Annotated in this window: 17 protein-coding genes and 1 tRNA gene; 10 read left to right on the forward strand and 8 right to left on the reverse strand. The window is 50.9% G+C overall.

Annotated elements, in window-relative coordinates; genetic code table 11:
- Positions 1-140: 140 nt before the first annotated feature.
- A tRNA-Leu gene (locus tag NF212_RS14740) sits at positions 141-225 on the reverse strand.
- Positions 226-407: 182 nt separating this feature from the next.
- Here NF212_RS14740 and NF212_RS14745 point away from each other — a divergent pair.
- Positions 408-911, forward strand: a complete 504-nt coding sequence (locus NF212_RS14745; RefSeq protein WP_434356903.1) for an RDD family protein — start codon at positions 408-410, stop codon at positions 909-911.
- A gap of 73 nt (positions 912-984) precedes the next feature.
- Here the strand turns inward: NF212_RS14745 and lptG are convergent, their stop codons facing one another.
- Positions 985-2055 carry an LPS export ABC transporter permease LptG gene (gene lptG / locus NF212_RS14750; RefSeq protein WP_434356905.1) on the reverse strand — a complete coding sequence of 357 codons (1071 nt, stop codon included), beginning with the start codon at positions 2053-2055 and terminating at the stop codon, positions 985-987.
- Positions 2055-3152, reverse strand: coding sequence for an LPS export ABC transporter permease LptF (gene lptF / locus NF212_RS14755; protein ID WP_434356907.1), 1098 nt, complete (start codon positions 3150-3152; stop codon positions 2055-2057). Before lptF ends, lptG begins: the two co-directional genes overlap by 1 nt.
- A gap of 191 nt (positions 3153-3343) precedes the next feature.
- Here lptF and pepA point away from each other — a divergent pair, with 191 nt between their 5' ends.
- From pepA to NF212_RS14770, 3 genes are all read left to right on the forward strand, one after another.
- Positions 3344-4852, forward strand: coding sequence for a leucyl aminopeptidase (pepA, locus tag NF212_RS14760; RefSeq protein WP_434356909.1), 1509 nt, complete (start codon positions 3344-3346; stop codon positions 4850-4852).
- 90 nt (positions 4853-4942) lie between these two features.
- Positions 4943-5395: a DNA polymerase III subunit chi gene (locus NF212_RS14765; protein WP_434356911.1), complete on the forward strand. Its 453-nt coding sequence runs from the start codon at positions 4943-4945 to the stop codon at positions 5393-5395.
- A gap of 25 nt (positions 5396-5420) precedes the next feature.
- The gene (locus NF212_RS14770; protein WP_434356913.1) at positions 5421-8279 is read left to right on the forward strand and encodes a valine--tRNA ligase; all 2859 of its coding nucleotides are present in this window, start codon (positions 5421-5423) and stop codon (positions 8277-8279) included.
- A gap of 279 nt (positions 8280-8558) precedes the next feature.
- Here NF212_RS14770 and NF212_RS14775 read toward each other — a convergent pair whose 3' ends face one another.
- The 3 genes from NF212_RS14775 to NF212_RS14785 form a co-directional block, all read right to left on the reverse strand.
- Positions 8559-10370 carry a cation:proton antiporter gene (locus NF212_RS14775; RefSeq protein ID WP_434356915.1) on the reverse strand — a complete coding sequence of 604 codons (1812 nt, stop codon included), beginning with the start codon at positions 10368-10370 and terminating at the stop codon, positions 8559-8561.
- Between the two features lie 116 nt (positions 10371-10486).
- Positions 10487-11500: a M48 family metallopeptidase gene (locus tag NF212_RS14780; protein ID WP_434356917.1), complete on the reverse strand. Its 1014-nt coding sequence runs from the start codon at positions 11498-11500 to the stop codon at positions 10487-10489.
- Positions 11501-11507: 7 nt separating this feature from the next.
- Entirely contained in the window at positions 11508-12653 is a 1146-nt protein-coding gene (locus NF212_RS14785) for a YjgN family protein (protein ID WP_434356919.1), read from the reverse strand.
- A gap of 267 nt (positions 12654-12920) precedes the next feature.
- On the opposite strand from NF212_RS14785, the gene NF212_RS14790 reads away from it, so the two are divergent.
- Both NF212_RS14790 and NF212_RS14795 read left to right on the forward strand, forming a co-directional pair.
- On the forward strand, positions 12921-13313 hold the full coding sequence (locus NF212_RS14790) for a DUF2061 domain-containing protein (RefSeq protein ID WP_434356921.1): 393 nt from the start codon (positions 12921-12923) through the stop codon (positions 13311-13313).
- Positions 13314-13374: 61 nt separating this feature from the next.
- Positions 13375-14316, forward strand: coding sequence for a bifunctional helix-turn-helix transcriptional regulator/GNAT family N-acetyltransferase (locus tag NF212_RS14795; RefSeq protein ID WP_434356923.1), 942 nt, complete (start codon positions 13375-13377; stop codon positions 14314-14316).
- A gap of 33 nt (positions 14317-14349) precedes the next feature.
- Here the strand turns inward: NF212_RS14795 and NF212_RS14800 are convergent, their stop codons facing one another.
- Entirely contained in the window at positions 14350-16782 is a 2433-nt protein-coding gene (locus NF212_RS14800) for a glycoside hydrolase family 2 protein (protein WP_434356925.1), read from the reverse strand.
- Positions 16783-17013: 231 nt separating this feature from the next.
- Complete coding sequence (gene rraB, locus NF212_RS14805) at positions 17014-17400, reverse strand: ribonuclease E inhibitor RraB (RefSeq protein WP_434356927.1); 387 nt, start codon at positions 17398-17400, stop codon at positions 17014-17016.
- 514 nt (positions 17401-17914) lie between these two features.
- Here rraB and arcA point away from each other — a divergent pair.
- The 4 genes from arcA (at position 17915) to pyrI (ending at position 22165) form a co-directional block, all read left to right on the forward strand.
- Positions 17915-19135, forward strand: coding sequence for an arginine deiminase (gene arcA, locus NF212_RS14810; RefSeq protein WP_434356929.1), 1221 nt, complete (start codon positions 17915-17917; stop codon positions 19133-19135).
- A gap of 248 nt (positions 19136-19383) precedes the next feature.
- Positions 19384-20388 (forward strand): ornithine carbamoyltransferase, encoded by a 1005-nt coding sequence (locus NF212_RS14815; protein WP_434356931.1) that lies wholly within the window; start codon positions 19384-19386, stop codon positions 20386-20388.
- Positions 20389-20757: 369 nt separating this feature from the next.
- Positions 20758-21687 (forward strand): aspartate carbamoyltransferase, encoded by a 930-nt coding sequence (pyrB, locus tag NF212_RS14820; RefSeq protein ID WP_434356933.1) that lies wholly within the window; start codon positions 20758-20760, stop codon positions 21685-21687.
- Between the two features lie 10 nt (positions 21688-21697).
- On the forward strand, positions 21698-22165 hold the full coding sequence (gene pyrI / locus NF212_RS14825; RefSeq protein ID WP_434356935.1) for an aspartate carbamoyltransferase regulatory subunit: 468 nt from the start codon (positions 21698-21700) through the stop codon (positions 22163-22165).
- Positions 22166-22311: the final 146 nt, after the last annotated feature.

The following is a 22311-nucleotide window of genomic DNA, read 5'->3' on the forward strand; positions in this document are numbered from 1 at the left end:
GGCCTTACTCAAAGCGTCTCAAACTAAAGAAATCACTGTTAGACACTATATAAGAGGGAATGAAGCAGAAGCGATTGCAGGGATTAAAAAGCGCATATACGAAAAAGCCCCAGTCCTAAGGACTGGGGCTTTTGGGAATTTGGTGCCGAGAGAGGGACTTGAACCCTCACGCCCGAAGGCGGCGGATTTTGAATCCGCTGCGTCTACCAATTCCGCCATCTCGGCAATGCGGGCAATTATACGCAAGGGTACCGGCAACGCAAGCATTTAAATAACGGACTAAAACTGACTGCTACTTTTTTAGCCTTTCTATAGGGGCATCATCCCTTCTCTTGCAGGAACAGCGTTTTTTAGCTTAGCTATTTTCCGTTAAACTGAACGCCTAATCTTTTAGAGGCCCCAATGGAATGAGAAAGAAAAAACAATCTTCGCAACAGCCTTCTATCAACACTATTGAGAAAGGTGCAGGTTTCTTCAGGCGTCTTGGCGCCTTTATCTATGACGGCTTGGTCGTTGTTGCCCTGCTTATGTTAGCAGGAGCCCTTGGAGTTGGATTCGGTGCAACACTCATTGAATTGGGCCTGGTTTCAATGACAGGTTATGTTGATATCAGTGACTTTATGACCAGCCATCCCGTTGCCAGCCAAATTTTCACATTTTATATGGCTGCAGTTTTACTCGGATTCTTTGTCTTTTTCTGGTGCCGTGGTGGACAGACACTGGGGATGAGAGCCTGGCGTCTGAGAGTTCAAAACAGCGACGGCTCAAATATCACGATTATGCAGGCGTTGATTCGACTTTCTACCGCGTGCTTGGGGCTGGGTAATCTCCTGGTAATCTTCGACCCCAAGAACAAAGCATTCCAAGACCACTTCGCTAAGTGTGAAGTCATCGTCCTGCCCAAGCCGTAACTATCCACGGTATATAAAGAAGGGAAGCCACCACAGCTTCCCTTCTTTTTGTCAGATAAGACCGTTTTGCTCTCTACAGCTTTCGCCGCAACAGGTACAGGGTAATCAGCACAAACACTATGCTCGGTGCACTTGCACCAATTACTGGCGGAAGTTGGTAAACCAGGCTTAATGGCCCAAACAGCTCGTTTGATATATAGAAGGCAAAACCAAAGATCACACCTGAAAGCACACGGGCTCCCATGGTAACGCTTCGAAGCGGGCCGAATACAAAAGACAAGGCCAACAACATCATTACACCCACAGACACCGGCTGGAGTGCTTTGCGCCAGAATGCCAATTCGTACCGGGATGCATCCTGTTTCGAGTCTTTAAGGTAAGAGACGTAATCATAGATTCCCGACAATGAGAGCTCTTCGGGCTTCATCGTCACAACAGCCAGTTTGTCGGGTGTCAGTGATGCCTTCCAGTCCACATGAGGCTGCTTGGTTTCAGTAATCTTTTTATCGCTCATCTGGGTAATGGTGACATCGTTCAAACGCCACTCATTATTACCGATGTAATTTCCGCTGGGTGCAAATACGGTATTTTGCAGGTGGTTGTTCTTATCGAATTTCCAGATGGTGATTCCGGACAGGGCGCCGTCTTCACTGGTTCGGGCAATATAGATGTAATCATTGCCATCTTTTGCCCATACGCCACGCTGTACCGAGATAACGCTGCCGCCTGATTTTGCCATTGAGCGCAATTCACGTGCTGATTTCTGCGCTTCCGGTGCACCCCACTGCCCCAACGCCATAACAATCAGCATCAATGGAACAGCTGTTTTCAGGACTGAGGTACCGATATCCAGCTTGGAAAAACCGGCAGCCTGCATCACCACCAGCTCAGAGCTTGAGGCGAGCATACCGAGACCTATAAGCGCACCAAGCAAAACGGCCATTGGGAAAAACATTTCAATATCGCGCGGCATGCTCAGCAACACAAACATCAAAGCCTTTCCAAGTGTATATGTCCCATCTCCTACAGAACGGAGCTGCTCAACATACTTGATAATGCCTGACAGCCCTACAAGGGTGAAAAGACACAATGTTGTTGTCGCTACAATAGTGCGGCCGATGTACAAATCAAGAATCTTAAACATCAGGCTCTCCTGAACTTCAGACGCAGCTTACGCATCGGCAGGGTATCCCAACTGTTCAGGGCTACGGCAACCAGTAATGCCATTAGATTAACCGACCAAAGGCCTATATCTGCCGGCAACTTGCCATCTTCCACAGCAGATTTAGCAGCACTGATAGAAAGGAAATACGCCAGGTAGAGCAGGATTGCCGGGAACAGCTTGGCAAATCGTCCCTGGCGAGGGTTTACGGCAGACAGCGGTACGACGATCATGGTCATCAATGGAATACAGAGGATCAGTGAAACGCGCCATTGGAACTCTGCACGAGCTTCCAGTGATTTCTCTTTCATCAGTTCCAGTGTCGGAATGGCATCCCAGTCACGGCTTTTCTTCTTCACCGCTCTCTGACCAATCAACACCTGATAATTGCTAAATTCTGTCACCGTGTAATCTACACGGGTCGGTACGCCCTCATACCGGGTACCATCCTGAAGATCGAGTACCTGCCTGCCGTCGGGCAACTCAGATACCACGCCCTTACCGGCATAAGTAACGCTCGGACGCAGGGAGCCGACAGGTACAGGTTGAGCAATAAAGACGTCGTGAAGCAGCTTTCCACCATCAGAAATATCCCGGATAAACACTACAGCTTGCCCGTTAGGTGCTTCCTGGAACTGGCCTTTTATCAGCAAATCCAATCCGGATTCAGCCTGGAGCTGTTCCATTACATCGGCTTCTTTATCGTTAGCCCAAGGCGCCAGCCACAATGAGTTATAAGCGGCTATAGCACCGGTAATCAGAGCCAGGTAGATGGCAGCACGAATAAGGAACTTGTTCCCCATCCCGGTGGCACTCATGACAGTGATTTCACTCTCGGCATACAGACGGCCGAAAGTCAGCAAGATGCCGATGAAGATACTGAGGGGTAACATCAGCATCGCCATTGAAGGCATATACAGGCCTACAAGAGTCAGGATTTCGTTACTTGGGATAGAGCCATCGCTGGCATTGGCTAGTACCCGGATAAACTTCTGACTGAAAAAGACCAGGAACAGTACAAAAAGCACCGCAAGCTGACTCTTCACCGTCTCTTTGATGAGGTACCGAACAATAATCACAGACTTCGCACCTTAGAAAACTTGTGTTTTTGCTAGAATATCGATAATTTTTCGCAAAAGTGTTATTTTTTTAATCTTTACGCATTGCCAAATTGGCTGCTTTGTAGCCACATTGATGTATCTTCAACACGCTACAAAAACGGCATTATCTATTATTTGGCCTTGCTTGTCTTTAGGATGTAGGAGTACGCATGGAGTTCAGTGTTAAAAGTGGCAGCCCTGAGAAACAACGCAGCGCGTGCATCGTAGTTGGTGTATTCGAACCGCGTCGTCTTTCTCCTGTGGCTGAGCAACTGGATAAAATCAGCGACGGCTACATCAGTTCTCTTTTGCGTCGAGGCGATCTCGAAGGCAAACCTGGACAGATGTTGCTACTGCACCATGTCCCAAATGTCTTGTCTGAGCGTGTACTGCTCGTTGGCTGTGGCAAAGAACGTGAGTTGGGTGAACGTCAATACAAAGAAATCATTCGTAAGACGATCAGCACCCTGAATGAGACCGGTTCAATGGAAGCGGTTTGCTTCCTGACCGAGCTTCACGTGAAAGGCCGCGACACGTACTGGAAAGTGCGTCAGGCCGTTGAAACAACCAACGACAGCCTGTACACCTTCAATCAGTTCAAGAGCATTAAGCCGGAAATTCGTCGCCCTCTGCGCAAACTGGTTTTCAACGTGCCAACCCGACGCGAGCTGAACATTGGTGAAAAAGCCATCAGCCATGGTCTGGCCGTTTCTGCAGGTGTGAAAGCCTGTAAAGATCTCGGTAACATGCCACCAAACGTGGCAAACCCTGCTTATCTGGCATCCCAGGCTCGTCGCCTTGCAGATGATTTCGAACCTGTCACCACCAAGATCGTGGGCGAGCAGGAAATGAAAGAGCTGGGCATGCATTCTTACCTGGCGGTCAGCCAGGGTTCAAAGAACGAAGCCATGATGTCGGTGATGGAGTACCGCGGTAACCCTGATCCGGAATCAAAGCCAATCGTACTTATCGGCAAAGGCCTCACTTTCGACTCCGGCGGTATCTCGCTGAAACCGGGTGAAGGCATGGACGAAATGAAGTACGACATGGGTGGCGCAGCATCAGTGTATGGTGCAATGAAAGCCCTGGCCGAACTCAACCTGCCGGTTAACGTGATTGGTATCCTTGCGGGCTGTGAAAACATGCCGGACGGCAATGCCTACCGCCCGGGTGATATCCTCACCACCATGTCAGGCCAGACTGTTGAAGTACTCAACACCGATGCCGAAGGCCGTCTGGTTCTTTGTGATGTACTGACTTACGCTGAGCGTTTTGAGCCTGAATGCGTAGTCGATGTTGCTACCCTGACCGGTGCCTGTGTGATTGCCCTGGGTCACCACATCAGTGGCCTGCTCGCAAACCACAACCCACTGGCTCATGAGCTGATGAACGCATCAGAGCAAGCCGGCGACCGTGCATGGCGCATGCCAATGGCTGACGAATATCAAGAACAACTGGACAGCCCGTTTGCTGACATGGCAAACATCGGTGGCCGTCCTGGTGGTACCATTACCGCAGCTTGTTTCCTGTCTCGTTTTGCCCGCAAGTACAACTGGGCACACCTGGATATCGCAGGTACAGCCTGGACGAGCGGTAAAAACAAAGGGTCGACAGGCCGTCCGGTCCCACTGCTGGTCCAGTTCCTGCTGAACCGCAGTGGCCAGGAAAATATCGATTAAGTAATTCGATGAGACAAGGAGGCCATCTGGCCTCCTTTTTTATCTCTGAAATATACATCGGCCCCCCAACAAACATCTTCAAAGGAAGCCATGGCAAGCGCGACGTTTTACCTGCTGGATGAAAAGTGCGAACTGGATACACAGCAACAGATACTGGATAAGACACTGTCTTTAATCCAAAGCCAGGTTGCTGCCGGACAGCGTCTTTATATTTTTGCGGCAGATCGCCAGATGGCCTTTGATGTTGATGAAATACTTTGGCAGCTTCCACCTGAGCAATTTGTTCCGCACAACCTTAGCGGTGAAGGCGGACGAAGCATAACAGCGGTTGAGATTGGCTGGCCCGGTATACGCCATACCGGTTACCGCAATATTCTTATCAATCTTGCACAGGATGTGGCAAACTTTGCTCCATCCTTTGCTCAAGTGATAGACTTCGTCCCTTGTGATGAAGGTCTCAAGCAGCAAGCCCGGGACCGATACAAGGCATACCGTAACCAGGGTATGCAATTGACTATTCTTGCCATCGGCGATACGCCCTAATTTCTGAAGACCGTTCAAGAACGCTATGGAAAAGACATACAACCCACAATCAATTGAACAGGCGCTGTACAAGCGCTGGGAAGACGCCGGCTACTTTAAGCCACACGGCGATACTTCAAAAGAAGCCTACAGCATCATGATCCCGCCGCCAAACGTGACGGGCAGCCTGCACATGGGTCATGCGTTCCAGGACACCATCATGGATACCCTGATCCGTGCCCAGCGAATGAAAGGCAAAAACACCCTGTGGCAGGTTGGTACCGACCACGCAGGTATCGCGACCCAAATGGTCGTTGAGCGTAAGATCGCCGCAGAAGAAGGCAAAACCAAGCACGATTACGGCCGTGACGCTTTCATTGACAAGATCTGGGAGTGGAAAGGCGAATCAGGCGGCACCATTACCCGCCAGCTGCGCCGTCTGGGTGCATCTGTAGATTGGGATCGTGAACGCTTCACCATGGATGATGGCCTGTCTAATGCCGTTAAAGAAGTGTTCGTACGTCTGTATGAAGAAGACCTGATCTACCGTGGCAAACGCCTGGTTAACTGGGATCCAAAACTTCACACGGCAATCTCTGACCTTGAAGTGGAAAACAAAGACACCAAAGGTTACATGTGGCACTTCCGCTACCCTCTGGCAGACGGTGTAAAAACTGCAGATGGTAAAGACTACATTGTAGTTGCGACTACCCGTCCGGAAACCATGCTGGGTGATACCGGTGTTGCTGTTAACCCGGAAGATCCACGTTACAAAGACCTGATTGGCAAAGAGATCATCCTGCCTATCGTGAACCGCCGTATCCCGGTTGTTGGCGATGAGCACGCTGACATGGAAAAAGGCACCGGCTGTGTGAAAATCACACCGGCTCACGACTTCAACGACTATGAAGTCGGTAAGCGCCACAGCCTGCCAATGATCAACATCCTGACTTTCGATGCCAACATCCGTGATGTTGCTGAAGTATTCGATACCAAGGGTGAAGCAAGCGACGTATACAGCGGTGAGCTGCCAGAGAAATACCGTGGCATGGAACGCTTTGCTGCGCGTAAAGCAGTGGTTGCAGAGTTCGAAGAGCTCGGCCTGCTGGAAGAAATTAAAGACCACGACCTGACAGTCCCTTATGGCGACCGTGGCGGTGTGGTTATCGAACCAATGCTGACCGACCAATGGTATGTGCGTGCAGCCCCGCTGGCCAAAGAAGCAGTTCGCGCTGTTGAAGACGGCGATATCCAGTTCGTGCCTAAGCAATACGAAAACATGTATTTCTCTTGGATGCGTGACATTCAGGACTGGTGTATTTCACGCCAGCTGTGGTGGGGTCACCGCATTCCTGCGTGGTACGACAACCAGGGCAACGTATATGTTGGCCGCGACGAAGATGAAGTGCGTAAGAATCACAACCTGGAATCAGTGATTGAACTGCGCCAGGACGATGACGTACTGGATACCTGGTTCTCTTCTGCACTGTGGACTTTCGGCACCCAGGGCTGGCCGGAGCAAACTCCAGACCTGAAGGTATTCCACCCTTCAGATGTACTGGTGACCGGTTTCGACATCATTTTCTTCTGGGTTGCCCGCATGATCATGATGACCATGCACTTCATCAAAGATGAAGACGGCAAGCCGCAGGTTCCGTTCAAGACCGTTTATGTAACCGGCCTTATCCGCGATGAGAACGGCGACAAGATGTCGAAGTCCAAGGGTAACGTACTTGACCCACTGGATATGATTGACGGTATCGATCTGGAATCTCTGGTGACCAAGCGCACCGGTAACATGATGCAGCCTCAGCTGGCCGCCAAGATCGAAAAGAACACCCGCAAGACTTTTGAAAACGGTATCGAACCTTATGGTACTGACGCCCTGCGTTTCACCCTGGCAGCTATGGCTTCAACCGGCCGTGACATCAACTGGGATATGAAGCGTCTTGAGGGTTACCGCAACTTCTGTAACAAGCTGTGGAACGCCAGCCGCTATGTACTGATGAACACAGAAGAGCAGGATTGCGGCATGGCAGGCGGCGAGATGGAATTCTCGCTGGCTGACCGCTGGATCCAAAGCCAGTTCCAACAGGCAGCCAAAGACTTCAACGCACATCTCGACAACTACCGTCTGGATATGGCTGCGAACACCATTTATGAGTTCGTATGGAACCAGTTCTGTGACTGGTACCTGGAGCTGACCAAGCCGGTTCTGTGGAAAGGCACTGACGCGCAGCAACGCGCTACCCGCCATACACTGATCACCGTATTGGAGCAGACCTTGCGTCTGGCTCATCCTGTACTTCCATACATCACTGAAACCATCTGGCAAAGCGTGAAGCCACTGGTTGACGGTGTTGAAGGCGACACCATTATGCTGCAGGCACTGCCTCAGTTTGATGAAAGCCAGTACGATGCGGCAGTTGTTGCTGATATCGAGTGGGTGAAGCAGTTTATCGTCAGCATCCGTAACCTGCGTGCTGAATACGATATCGCGCCAAGCAAAGGCCTGGAAGTGATGCTGAAAGCAGCCTCCCAGGAAGATGCAGACCGTCTGGCTGCCAATGAAACCGTGCTGGTTTCACTGGCTAAACTGGAAAGCATCCGCGTTCTGGCTGACGGTGAGACAACCCCTGCCTGTGCAACGGCACTGGTTGGCAAGTCTACCCTGATGATCCCAATGGCTGGTCTTATCGACAAAGACGCAGAACTTGCCCGTCTGGACAAGGAAATTGCCAAGACCGAAGGTGAGATCAAGCGTATCGCCGGTAAGCTGGGTAACGAAGGCTTTGTTGCCAAAGCGCCTGAAGCCGTTGTCGCCAAAGAGCGTGAAAAGCTTGATGGTTACAAAGAGACACTGGTGAAACTGCAAGAGCAGAAAACCACCATTGCCGCGCTGTAATTTGGCGTAATGCATAAAAATGCCCGGGCATTGTCCCGGGCATTTTTGTATCTAATGAATCGGTCCTTATACCAATTGGATTAATTCTTTGGTCTGAGATGACACAGGAGAAATCATTCAGTTCAAGGCGCGAGTTGCAGATGCTAGTGGGGCTACCATCAAAACGAGCAACGCTGAAATGGATGATTTCGACCAGTCAGAATGATCAAAGAATTAGTCTGATTGGTATTAACCCTGTAAAAACAAGGAAAAGCGGGGCGAAATATCCCCTCGCCCAACTTATTTCGGCATCACTGCCAACTCTGGATCCCCGTTAGACGGGATCAGGCTGAATATTTCACTGCCCTCTTCCACCAGCTTGGCTACATCATCATTGGCTGTCACCAGCGTAAGCGTCTTCTGATTCCAGACACAAAGCGGGACAGCTTTCGGGTAATACTCAGCAAACTGTTCGAAACTGAAGTTTTCCGTAATCCGGGTTACCTTCACTTGCGCCCCCTGAGCACTCATTGACGCCAGTTTGGCGTAGCTCATCGACTCATCAAACAGCGCCGCATTGTTACCATGTGCCATTTCATAGCGCGCATGCTTCTGCTCCCCGGATGTCAGCTCAAAGACTGCATCCTCACCCAGTTCATCCTGGTAAAACACCTTCACCAGTGGGTTGGTCTGCCGGTACGGCGAGACCAGAAGCACCCGTCCAATCCCACCTAAATCCAAGTGGGTTTCAGCATGGCTGGAAGCTGGGTTACCAAAGTAGACCGGAATATTGTCCATGCGGGCCAACCGGATACTTTCCCAGTTGGTATCAGCCAATACCGTCCGGATGTCGCGCTCTTGCAGCAATTTAGCCAGTTGCCGTGTAAACGGAGAAGAACCAAAAATCAACAAGCCCTGAGGTGAGCCCTGTTTAACACCAAGCTTACCGGCCCACCAACTTGCTGTCAGGCTCTGGATAACCACAGTACCGATGATAACCAGGAAGACCAGAGGGACCAAAAGCTCAGTACCTTCAAACAGTTGCTTTTCCTGGAGCTTAATTGCGAACAGGGATGATACCGCAGCAGCGACGATACCACGCGGAGCCATCCAGCTCAGGAACCATTTATCCGGGCTCGTCAGGTTAGTACCAATGGCGCTTATCCACACACTGAGTGGACGAGCCACCAGCATCACAGCTGCCAGCAAGGCAAGTCCACCCCAACCGAGTGACAGCAAGGCGTCTGAGTTCAGGCGCCCTGCCAGCAAAATAAACAGCGCAGATATCAAAAGTACTGTCAGGGTTTCTTTGAACTCAATGATGTCCTCAATATCAACATTTTTCATGTTGGCAAGCCAGATACCCATGACCGTAACGGTCAGCAATCCGGACTCTTCCTGTATCTCATTAGAGAAAACAAACGCCGCCAGGCTGAGGGTCAGCACCATGACATTTTTGAGGTAAGGCGGAACCCAGTTATTACGGATCATCACCCCAACCGTGTGGCCGAAAAATGCGCCGGCACCAAGGCCTATACCCAGTGTATAACCAAGAGCGTGAAGAACATGGATGGTTGGGTCAGCAGTAGAAATAATGAACTCATACACCAGCACAGCGAACAATGCGCCGATAGGATCAATAATAATTCCCTCCCAGCGGAGGATATTACCCAGCTCATTTTTAGGCTGGATACTGCGCAGCATCGGAACAATCACTGTCGGGCCGGTAACCACCACTAAAGCAGCAAACAGGCAGGCCAGTTGCCAGGAAAAGTTGATAAGAAAGTGGGCTGCAGCAGCTATTACTCCCCATGTCACCAGCATGCCAAAGGATACCAGGTGTGTAACCATCCGGCCGTGGCCGCTGATTTCCTTGAAGTTAAGGGTCAAAGCCCCTTCAAAAAGAATGATGGCAACGCCAAGAGAGACAAGCGGGAACAAGAGATCCCCAAACAGGGCATCCGGGTCAATCAGTCCCAGTCCCGGACCCAAGGTCAGACCTGCCACAAGAAGTGGCAAAATAGCCGGTAAACGCAAACGCCAGCCCAAATACTGGCAGCCGAGCGACACCACGCCGATCAGCGCCAGACTGGCTGCAGCGGAATATTCCATCCGTAAGTTCTCTAAAAGTATCGGTAATGTGAAAACCAGTATATGGGCTTGTAAGGTTCTGAGCCAGAAAACAAAACCCAGGCAGGATCACGCGGCATCGTTATTCGCCAACACAATCAGTTGAGGTTGTCAGAACGCAAACGGTTGATCCTGGCATCCAGATCCGGGTGGCTTTTTACCCACGCGGGCAACCCATCTTCCGGGTAGGCCTCTTTGAACAGCATAAACATCTCTGCAGCCGGCTCGGTTGTGCCATAGATTTTCTGCATGTACCGGGCGGCAAAGTCATCAGCTTGCTGTTCCGCCTCCCTGGAATATCCGTTGGTAGCAACAAAAACGCCGACACTGCCGAGGGTATCCAAAAGACCTGTACTTTCGCCGGTAATCACCGCAACACCGGCTGAAAGCAACGACGAGCGGACAAGGGATTTCATTACATGCTGATGTTCAATATGGCCGAGCTCATGAAGGAGAATGGCATCCAGACGAGGGGAGATACCTGACAACTTAACCAGAGAGTCCAGCACGATGACAGTCCCGTCACTCAAGGCAAAGGCATTCGGGCCATTACCCCAACGTCGAAACTCCAGCTTAGGCGTGAAAGGAAGCGGGTCTATTTGGGCGACCAGAGCATCAAACCGCTGGGTTATCGCCTCTCTCTTGTCGTCGGACAGCTCTGAGGGTTCAAAAATATGTTCATCAAGAGAAGCAGTAACTTCCTGCCCGACAAGTGTGGGGATCTTTGCAGGCATAACCCGGACAATACCATTGGTGATTGCCGGGATACCGTGGGTAAAAAAGAGTACAACGACAAAAACAGTCAACACGGTACTGGCGAAAATGCCTTTCCAATTCCGCTCCAGACGCCCAACCAACCCCGGAGGTTTTTGGTGAACCAGCCAGCATTTTAGTTTTTGCTCTTCATCTCCGGGAAGAAAGCTTTCCCCTCCCGGGAACCGCAACAACAAAGGAAGGTTGCCAATATCGGGTCCCGAATCAAGCTCCGAGACACTTGAATTAACCGTTTTATCAAGATACCGGAGTTGCACCCTGCCCCCAGGCATACAAAACAGGGTCGCAGGCACTTTTTCAGCGCTTTTGGGCGGGTGGCAAAGTCCGGCAATTTCCATCAGTTTGTTAACCCAACCCAATATTCACATCAAAGGCCTGTGCCAGCTCATCAGCAATGGACGACTTCGCATCGCCTTCGTGGTCTTTCACCGCGAGCGCCTCGACATCACCAACAACAACCGTGATATCCGCCAGGTAACGGGAGGTACGGACAATCACCCACGGCCGGGCAAGGCCAAGGGTAAACAACTGGATAAAGAAGTTACTCACGACCAACCAAAGATAGCTGCCCACCTCCATGGATGAACGAAAGGTAATTTCCGGATCGCTGCCGACAGTGGCCTGAGCGAAGATGTAATTCCAGGTCCGCACGGTAATGAAAGCACTGACAACCATAAAACCCAAGAACGCAGCAAGATACAGCGCAATCACGGAAGCAATAAATCCTGTTCCGGGTTCCTGGCCTTCATTGCCACTGGCAATCATTGCCATGATATCCGATCCGACAGTGAAGAAGCCTATCACGGCAGCAATTGCCAATATCAGAAATGCTACTAAGGCCGCCAGTAAGAACGTTTTAATATAGAACCGGGTTTCGATGATTGCAGAGAACGTTTGTTTTCCATACGCGATATTGTTGAGCACAAACCTGACCATCCCAGCCATCGTCCACGCATAACCGAAAAATCCGACCACTACCGCTGCTACAAATAAAACAACGCTTATCAGGTCAGCGGCATCACCCAACCAAAATGGTGTAAATACCAGACCGGAAAACAGTAAGAAAATAATCAAGCCCCTTCCAAGAAACGCCCAATAAGCCCCCTTAAGGGAGCCGGTGAAATCAAAACGGACATTTCTGTAACGGGTCATCCGGGTATCAAACCGGATGTTATTGCGGATAAGCCAGGGCATAACCAGTAAAAACAGCATAACCAGCCCACCGGAAAACACTGGAAAAAATTGACTTGATACCACCCAAATGACCACACAGACAAACGCCACGATTCGTCCAATCAAGATCTGAATGGGTGTGGCGAGATATTCAAAACGCTCGCCGGCGATCTCAGTATTACCGTGAAGGTATTTTTTTGTTCGTACCTTTGCCCAAGCAGAATAAATTCCCAGCGTAATGATGCTCAAAAGGATATTCACAATCCAGATACCGAAGAACTCGCCTCCCCGGCCATGAAACTTCACCTGACTTTCCATCTGTCTTCCCTGACGTCCAATAGTTAATTATTCGCATGCCACAAGGCAACTTTTTGGACATTTAGCATAACAATAGAAGTGAAGATTGTATGATGCCCCGAAGTGGAAAATTCAGAAATGAGAGCCAAGCCAATGTAACCGTTTGAATATAAACACATTAAAACGACACCCTTCGATAGGCATCACCTATTGAAACAATCCTTCACTTCGATTTTATTTATTGATAATGATTATCAATAATGATTAACAAGAAAGGGAGGACATCTTATGAAAAAGACCATCAGTTTTGCAGTAATACATTTCACCATTGCCTTTACCGTGGCATATGTCCTGACAGGTGACATTCTGATCGGCAGCCTGATTGCGCTGATTGAGCCTGCTGTAAATACTGTTGCGTTCTTTTTCCATGAGAAAACCTGGCAGCGGTTTGGTAAACAGCGCAGCCTTGAAGCCAAAACCACCAGCTTTGCGGTAGTGCATTTTTCAGTGGCCTTTACTGTCGCATACCTATTGAGTGGAGAGCTCCTGACCGGCGGCGTGATTGCAATGATTGAACCTGTATTTAATACCGTTGCTTTCTATTTTCATGAAAATGTGTGGAGAAAAAGGGAAATCCGCACCGCCCGGCACGCTCATCATTGCCACCCGGTCATGGCATAATCTGCCCGGTAACATATTCTTTAAAAAGACAAGCTCCTCACTCTGAGGGGCTTCTTCATGGATGGAAGGAATGAAAGCTGAGCAGTTAAGGCACCAGGTGCGTCGGTTACTCCGCAACCGCGGACTGTTAGACAATCTCTACGGCCAGTCTGGCCTGACTACCATACAATGTCATGCTTTGATAGAAATCGATGCCCTGCCAACCACTCTGCCTGACCTCTCCGTTGCTCTGAATGTCGATACCAACAACGCGAGCCAAACCCTGGCAATCCTTATCAATCAAGGATTGGTGGAACAGCTTCCCGAGCAGGAAAGTGGTACTGTACCGGCCTATACCCTGACGGACAGCGGTAGGGAGAAGCTGAATGAACATCACCGGCAGATGAACGGTGAGATTACAGAATACGTTGCCCAGATGGATGACGACGAGATTCACTTCCTCCTTCACACCCTAGACCGTTATAACCGGGCAATGGAAAAAGTACCACTTCAGCTTGGCTATACTTTGCGCCCCATTGAACCGATTGATAATCCGGGTATTGCGGCGGTCATCCGGGCAGCCACCCGGGAATATGGCCTCACCGACGGGCAAGGGTTCAGCGCAATCGACCCGGCGCTCGACAGCCTCAGTGAAACCTACCGTCCCGAAGGGGCGGGTTACTGGGTGATAGAGAAAAACCTGAAAATTCTTGGTGGTGCAGGAATCGCCCCACTGGAAGGTAAGCCAGAGATTGCGGAGCTCCAAAAACTTTACCTGCGCCCGGAATGTCGCTCACTGGGGCTGGGCCGCAGGCTGGCAGTGACTGCTCTCAAGTTTGCCAGGGAGCATGGGTACCGCGCCTGTTACGCTGAAACCACCCAGGCACTGCCTGTCGCCCGGGCGATGTTCCTTTCACTGGGTTTTGAAGAACTCAACAGCCCTGTTGGCAACACCGGCCACACGGAGTGTGAGCTCCGGTTTATCAAGACATTCCACCCGGAAACGAACAAGGCCACCGGTTAAGGCGGCCTTGCTTTCACTTATCGTAGAAACAGCTTAATTGTAGCTGCTGTAGAGATCGTAGCTTCGAAGCCCGCCCGATAGCGTCTGAAGATCTGCTTCGCCAACAAAACGGACCCTCCGCGGCCGATCAGGCAGCAGGACAAAACCGTTGTCCTCGAAACGGCCATCCCCTTCAAACTCAAGGAAGACATAGAGCGCCGGTTTGGAGCAGGACACCATCACGTACAAACCGTCGGCATCTTCACCCACTTCCGTCCGCACATCCGGGTCACGCAGGGGCAGCATTTTAGGCTTGTCCGGCAGCCAGGTATTTTCAATGCTCATCCGCCCGTCGGTCATGGAAACAAAGAAAAAGCCTTCTTCTTCCTCACCGTCCAACTGCTCCTGTGGCCACTGCCAGACCACCTGGTTGTCATCTGCATTCAATACGCAGCGCAGGGCGTCCCGGTGCAGCACCTCACCATCCCAGCTTAACCAGATTACTTCGCCGCGAAGTTGCATGGCTTCTCGGCTGTCATTCACCACATGCAGTGAAAGGCCCTCGCTGTCATGGATAAACGTTGCCATCTGCGGGGCGAAGAAATGACGGGCATGATAGTGCAGCATCTTCCAACGCCCGGAATACTCAATGGACGACCAAGAGCTGACTGGCCAGCAGTCGTTGAGCTGCCAATATAGAATGCCGCGGTTAACCGGCTTTTGCGCGCGCCAGAATTCACTGGCGGTGCGAATTGCCATTGCCTGCTGCACCTGGCTGAGGTAAAGCATATTGGCAAAGCCGTTCGGGAAGCGGAAATACCGGGTAAACATCTCGGTGATAATCGAGTTCCCCCGGGCATTTTTCTGGTGCGACTCGAAGCTCGGGGAAGTCACGTTCCAGTCGCCTTCCGGTGCAAAGGTCTTCACCGTCGGCAGAGAAGGCCACGACTGGTAGCCAAATTCGGAACAGAAACGTGGCTTCACACTGTGGTAGGCATCAAAGCCTTTTCCGGAATGCCACACATCCCAGAAGTGCATGTCGCCTTTTCCGTCGTCATGCCAGGCATCACCGAAATCCAGATCACCGTTACAGGGAGAACTTGGCCAGAACCGGCGTGCAGGGTCAGCCTTTTCCACCTCTTCTGCCAGCACCCGGTTAAGGCGGTCGTAATTCACGACATACCGTTCCCGGTTCGCTTTGGATTCGTCATACCATCCAATCGCGCCGATCACCTCATTGTCACCACACCAAAGGGCGAGGGAGGGATGATCTTTCAGTCGGCGAATCTGGTAACGAAGCTCTTCCCGCACGCTGTCAACAAAACTCTCGTTGGACGGGTAAAGGGCACAGGAGAACATCAGGTCCTGCCACACCAGCAGTCCAAGTTCATCACAGATCCGGTAGAAACAGTCCCGCTCATACATGCCGCCGCCCCATACCCGGAGCATATTCATGTTTGCACTGGCAGCATCCTCAAGAAGCTGGCGGTAGCGCGCAACGGTCTGGCGTCCTGGCATAGCATCAAGCGGGACCCAGTTTGCGCCGCGACAGCTTACCGGTACACCATTCACCCGAAGTTCCATCGACTCGCCGGCTTCGTCCGGCTCACAGTGCCATTCCAACTCACGCAGGCCCAGGGACTTTTCTACTACCTGTCCGTCAAGTTCTACGGCCAGTGAGTACAGAGCCTGCTCTCCGTACCCGGCGGGCCACCAGCGTTTGGGGTGGTCAATATGGAACGTCACGCTGACACTGCTGCCACGCATGTCGAGTGGTACAGATTTCACCTGGTCAGAAAACGAAAAGTTGGCCGACACCAAGCCACTGTTTACCGGGGTATAATTCAGGGTTACCGTGATGTCACAGCCTTCCCCGCGCCACACTTGGGCAGTTTCAACACTGTCCAGACGGGCGACTTTCAAGCCCCGGATAAAAGCAGACTCGTACACTCCCATCACCGGCAGGCAGATCCCCCAGTCCCATCCAGCATGGCACTGAGGTTTACGCAGCAGATTCATATGCGGGATCTGGTTATTCCCCTTCGCCCAGGGTACCGGGAACGTCAGATCTTCTGCTCGCTCTCTGGCTTCTTCTGCCACAGGGTGGAACAGGATCTCTATCCGGTTGGTTCCGGCTACAAGATATTGCAGGATATTGATACGGTAGCGACGGAACATATTGTCACAGTCTGCGACAGCAAGCCCGTTAACGCGGATCTGTGCCAGTGTGTCGACAAAGCGCAGGTCCAGCTCAACCGCCGGGCAAGTCAACATCTGTTCGGTAATATCAAATGTTGTGGTAATCTGCCACTCACATTCAGCCACCCAGGCCGCTTCGGCTTCCTGTCTGGCCCAGTAAGGATCGTTTAATATACCGGCATCAAGTAAAGCGGAATGAACATCGCCGGGAAAGGTAAATGGAACAGGCGCCAGAGCAGGGCGGGAAATGCAGGTAAGCTCCCAAACGCCATCAAGGGTAAACTCCATTGGAATACCTGAAGACAGTTAATGCAACTGAGGGCATTTTACGCCGCTCCTTGTGAAAAATCCGGTACAAAATCAGAATTCCGGCCTGATTCTCAGTAATTCCGCCTTGATAATGCAGTGACCAGATTGGCCTGCCATATTGTTCTACCCAAGTCACCATCTGCGAATATAAAAAAACCGCCGGGAGTTCATCCCAGCGGTTATTGTTCTCAGAAAAAATCAGCCGACAGATTACTCTTCGTCGCCTTCTTCTTCCTCATCATCTTCACCTGACTCGAAGTAGGTGCCCCAGCCGTCATAGTAAAGGCCGTGCTTGTCAGCAAGTTCAACCAACTGGGCTACCTGGGCATCGATGCGGTCAGCATCCAGGGCACTTTCCATGATGGCATCACAGCAAAATACCTTGGTACCGTCTTCAAGCTCAGCTTCTTCCGCCTCAAAGATTTCATAGCCTAGTTTGAATGCCTGAACCGCTACCGCTTCCAGTGCTTCAAAGTTTTCGCCAGCGAGGTGGTGTTCAATGGTGTACAGCGCGTCTGGCTCACTGCCGTCTTCCAGCAATGAAGCAATAATTTCACGGGTTTCTTGTTTCTGTTCTTCAATGAGTTCGGCAGACATCGCACTCTCTCCAGCCTGAATGATATCGGAGCGAACTATGGCACGTATTCCGCATTTTTACCATCCTGACAGTAGGACACAGAACTAAAATTGACCTTAGCAGAGAAGATTGCCATTATTGCCAATGAGTCAACAGAATGTTAAATAAAGTGGTAAATGCATAATTTTTCACTGGCAATCTGGCGGGTAATCAGGGAAATGAATTACCAAACGCTCGTTTTGCATACTTCAGCGAAATTGCAGCGCAGAATCTCCAGGCCACAGAAATCAGGCCATACAGCTAACTTGGCTAACCGGAAATTCGACTCATTTGAATATTTAAATGGATTTACAGCTTATTCAGGCTTATTTATGCAATAAACACGCAATTCCTGCAATCTGACTGCAAAATCCTTCACAACTTCATACGGACAAATTGTGAAGACAAAAAGGGTTGTTATCGAAACATACACCAGTGGTTATCACCCTCCTTCACTTGAGTTTAGTCAGAACAAAACACAAGAGAGAGATCAACATGAGCCAGTTTTATGTGGGGTCAGAAGTCGGCCAATTGAAACGTGTCATGCTGCACCGGCCGGAAAGGGCGCTGAACCATCTCACTCCATCAAACTGCCACGAGCTGCTGTTTGACGATGTCCTCGCCGTAGAACGCGCAGGCAAAGAGCACGATACTTTTGCTGATACCCTTCGCAACCAAGGGGTTGAGGTCTACCTGCTGCATAATTTGCTGGAAGAAACCCTTACCGAGCCCGAAGCCAAGAAGTGGCTGCTGGATACCCAGATCAGCGAGTACCGTCTCGGCTACCAGTTTGCGGAGGATGTCCGGGGGCATCTTGCCACCCTTTCTAACCAAGAGCTGGCAGATATCCTGCTTGGCGGGCTAAGTTATATCGACTTCCACGTCCCGTCTTCATCAATGCTCCCGGCAATCAGCCAGCGTACGGATTTTATTATTGAGCCACTGCCAAACCACCTGTTTACCCGGGATACCTCCTGCTGGGTTTATGGCGGAGTCTCCCTGAACCCGATGGCAAAGCCAGCCCGCAAGCGAGAAACCAACCACCTCCATGCGATTTACCACTGGCACCCGGAATTTGCTTCGGAAAACTTCATCTCCTACCTGGGTGATGACGGCGAAGACTATGACAACGTAATGATCGAAGGCGGAGACGTTCTGGTTATCGGCCATGGTGCGGTGCTGGTTGGTATGTCTGAGCGTACCACACCACAGGGTGTCGAGCTGCTTGCACGCCGCCTGTTTGAACACGGGCAGGCAACCGAGGTCATCGCCATTAACTTGCCAAAGCATCGTTCCTGCATGCACCTCGACACTGTGATGACCCACATGGACATCGATACCTTCTCTATTTACCCGGCAGTGATGAGCCGCGACCTTCAGTGCTGGAGCCTCACCCCGGACGGCAAAGGCGGCCTCCGGGTTAAGGAGCAGGACTACTTCCTGTCCGCCATTGAAAAAGCGCTGGGGATTGGGGCACTGCGTATCATCACCACTGGTGGTGACAGTTTTGAAGCGGAGCGGGAGCAATGGAACGACGCCAACAATGTGCTGACGGTAAAACCTGGAGTCGTTATCGGCTATGAAGGTAACACCTATACCAACGAAAAATATGATAAAGCCGGCATCACTGTTCTCCCCATCCCTGGTGACCAACTGGGCCGGGGACGCGGTGGAGCACGCTGCATGAGCTGTCCGCTGGAGCGAGAAGGCATTTAATAACACTGCTATATGGAAAGCCGGGATTTCCCGGCTTTTTATCTCACAGGCCATCTCCCGCACACCACCGGATGCTGAATCTTTTTAACCCGCCGCAACCAATTCTCCCCGAACTCGCAACACTTTCCTTGCAAGTTAAACTCAATGAGAATATTATCCCATTATAAGCAAATAATTATTCATATAGGATAGAGTTGAAAGCATAAGTTTTCACTCAAAATGGAAAGGCAAACACAAGGACGGCTTCCATGGCATTCAATCTCCGCAACCGTAATTTTCTGAAATTGCTGGATTTCACCCCTCGTGAAATTCAACACATGCTGGAGTTGTCCGCCGAACTGAAAAAAGCAAAGTACGGTGGATACGAGCAGCCTCGCCTGAAGGGTAAGAACATTGCCCTTATCTTCGAAAAATCATCCACCCGCACACGATGTGCTTTTGAGGTAGCTGCTTTCGATCAAGGCGCACAGGTTTCCTACATTGGCCCTTCCGGATCGCAAATCGGTCACAAGGAATCAATGAAAGATACCGCTCGGGTATTGGGACGTATGTATGACGGTATCCAATACCGAGGCTTTGGACAGGAGATCGTTGAAGAGCTGGGAGCCTACGCTGGCGTCCCGGTGTGGAACGGCCTGACTGACGAATTCCACCCAACCCAGATCCTGGCAGATTTCCTGACCATGATCGAACACGGCCAGGGCAAAAAGCTCAATGAAATCAGCTTTGCCTACCTCGGTGACGCTCGCAACAACATGGGTAACTCGCTGATGGTCGGTGCAGCAAAAATGGGTTTGGATATCCGTCTTGTTGCCCCGAAAGCATTCTGGCCAGAGGCCGGACTGGTGGAGACATGTCAGCAAATTGCTGCAAAAACCGGGGCAACCATTACCCTGACTGAAGACGTCAACGAAGGTGTTAAGGGCTGTGATTTCCTGTACACCGACGTATGGGTCTCCATGGGTGAAGCCCAGGAAGCCTGGGAAGAGCGGGTGAAACTGCTGCTGCCATACCAAATCAATATGGATGTTGTAAAAGCAACCAATAACCCAGCGGTAAAATTTATGCATTGCCTCCCGGCTTTCCATAATGACGAAACGACTATGGGCAAACAGGTTGCAGAGCAATACGGCCTTAAAGGGCTGGAGGTGACTGAAGACGTGTTTGAGTCTGAATATTCGATTGTCTTCGATGAAGCAGAAAACCGCATGCATACCATCAAGGCAGTGATGGTTGCCACCCTCGGCAGCTGAGCATCCCCCCAAAAAGACGCAGCCACAGCGGCTGCGTTTTTGTAACACTATAAAATATAAAGAAAATAACAACAATCAGACAAAACCCGGCCTGTCACCGCAAATTGCCATAAATATACGTAGCCCTGAAAGGCAAACGCTTGCGCCAGCGCCAAATCCCGGTATAATCCCCCGCAATTTGTCTGGAGAACAAAAAGAATGCCTGTTAGAAACCTGAAAAAATGCACCGCATTTCACCACGCAGTGGCAGGGGTTTCTGTTTTTGTTCTCCCCGTATTACCGTTAAAAAAAGCCTCCTGAATGGGAGGCTTTTTTTTGGGTTTCGCAAACTGAACCGGATTAGGTTCAACGTACAAAGGGAAGAGAGTCATGGCGAATACGCTGTACAAAAAGCACATCATTTCGATTCCGGAACTGTCCCGAGATGAGCTCGAACTGATTGTGGAAACGGCAGGCAGCATCAAGGCAACCCCACGTCCAACCCTGTTGCAACACAAGGTCGTGGCCAGCTGCTTCTTCGAGGCATCCACCCGCACCCGCCTCTCTTTTGAGACTGCTGTGCAGCGTCTGGGCGGCAGCGTGATTGGCTTCCCGGATGCAGGGAACACGTCTTCAGGAAAGAAAGGTGAAACCCTGGCAGACTCCGTGCGCGTGATTTCTTCCTACGTAGATGCATTTTTTATGCGCCATCCCCGAGAAGGGGCAGCCCGCCTGGCAACCGAGTTTTCCAACGGCGTGCCGATTATCAATGGCGGCGACGGTGCCAACCAGCACCCGACCCAGACTCTGCTCGATCTGTTCAGTATCTATGAAACCCAGGGACGCCTGGACAACGTCAGCATCGCGATGGTCGGTGACCTGAAATATGGCCGTACTGTGCACTCACTGACCCAGGCTCTGGCCAAATTCAACAACAACCGCTTCTATTTTATCGCTCCGGATGTACTGGCCATGCCAGATTATATCCTTGAAGAGCTCGACGCTGCGGGTATCGAATACAGCATTCACAAGAGCATTGAGGAAGTTGTACCAGAGCTGGACATCCTTTACATGACCCGTGTCCAGAAAGAGCGTTTCGACGAATCAGAGTACGCACACATTAAATCAGCCTATGTGCTGGATACAAAAACGCTTGAAGGCGCCAAGGAGAACCTCAAGGTACTTCACCCGCTGCCACGCGTTGACGAAATCACCGTGGATGTCGACAAAACGCCGTACGCTTACTACTTCCAGCAAGCAGAAAACGGAATTTACGCCCGCCAGGCTCTGCTGGCATTGGTGCTGAACGAAACAATCTGAGGAAACAAGCATGACCAAAGAATACAAGATGCAGGTTGAGGCGATTAAAAACGGCACCGTGATCGACCATATCCCGGCCAATATCGGTTTCAAGGTAATCCGCCTGTTTAACCTCCACAAGACAAGTGAGCGCGTAACTATTGGCCTCAACCTGCCATCCTCGGCAATCGGGCACAAGGATCTGATTAAGATAGAAAATGTTTTCTTCAGCGCGGAGCAGGCGCAACAACTGGCGCTTTACGCCCCCAATGCGACGGTCAACAAGATTGAAGACTATGAAGTCGTCGCCAAACTTCCACTGACGCTGCCGGAAAACATTACCGGGGTATTCAGTTGCGCCAATACCAACTGTATTACCCATGTAGAGCCAGCGGTAGACACCAGTTTCCGGGTTATCACCAAAGGCGATGAAATCCAGCTCAAGTGCAAATACTGCGAGAAAGTCTTTGCCCGCGACATCATGAAAGAGCGCCGCTAACCCCTCCCCGGCCCCGGCTAATTCCGGGGCCTTCCTGACTAGGAAATAGTCAACCACGTCCCCCAACTTTGATATTGCGCCGATTCTTGTAAACAGGTGCGTTAAGCCTTTGACGTCTGCCCGGCAGCGATGCAGACTAAGTACCC

The sequence above is a fragment of the Parasalinivibrio latis genome, from assembly GCF_036825535.1.
In the GTDB taxonomy this organism is placed as follows: Bacteria; Pseudomonadota; Gammaproteobacteria; order Enterobacterales; family Vibrionaceae; genus Parasalinivibrio; species Parasalinivibrio latis.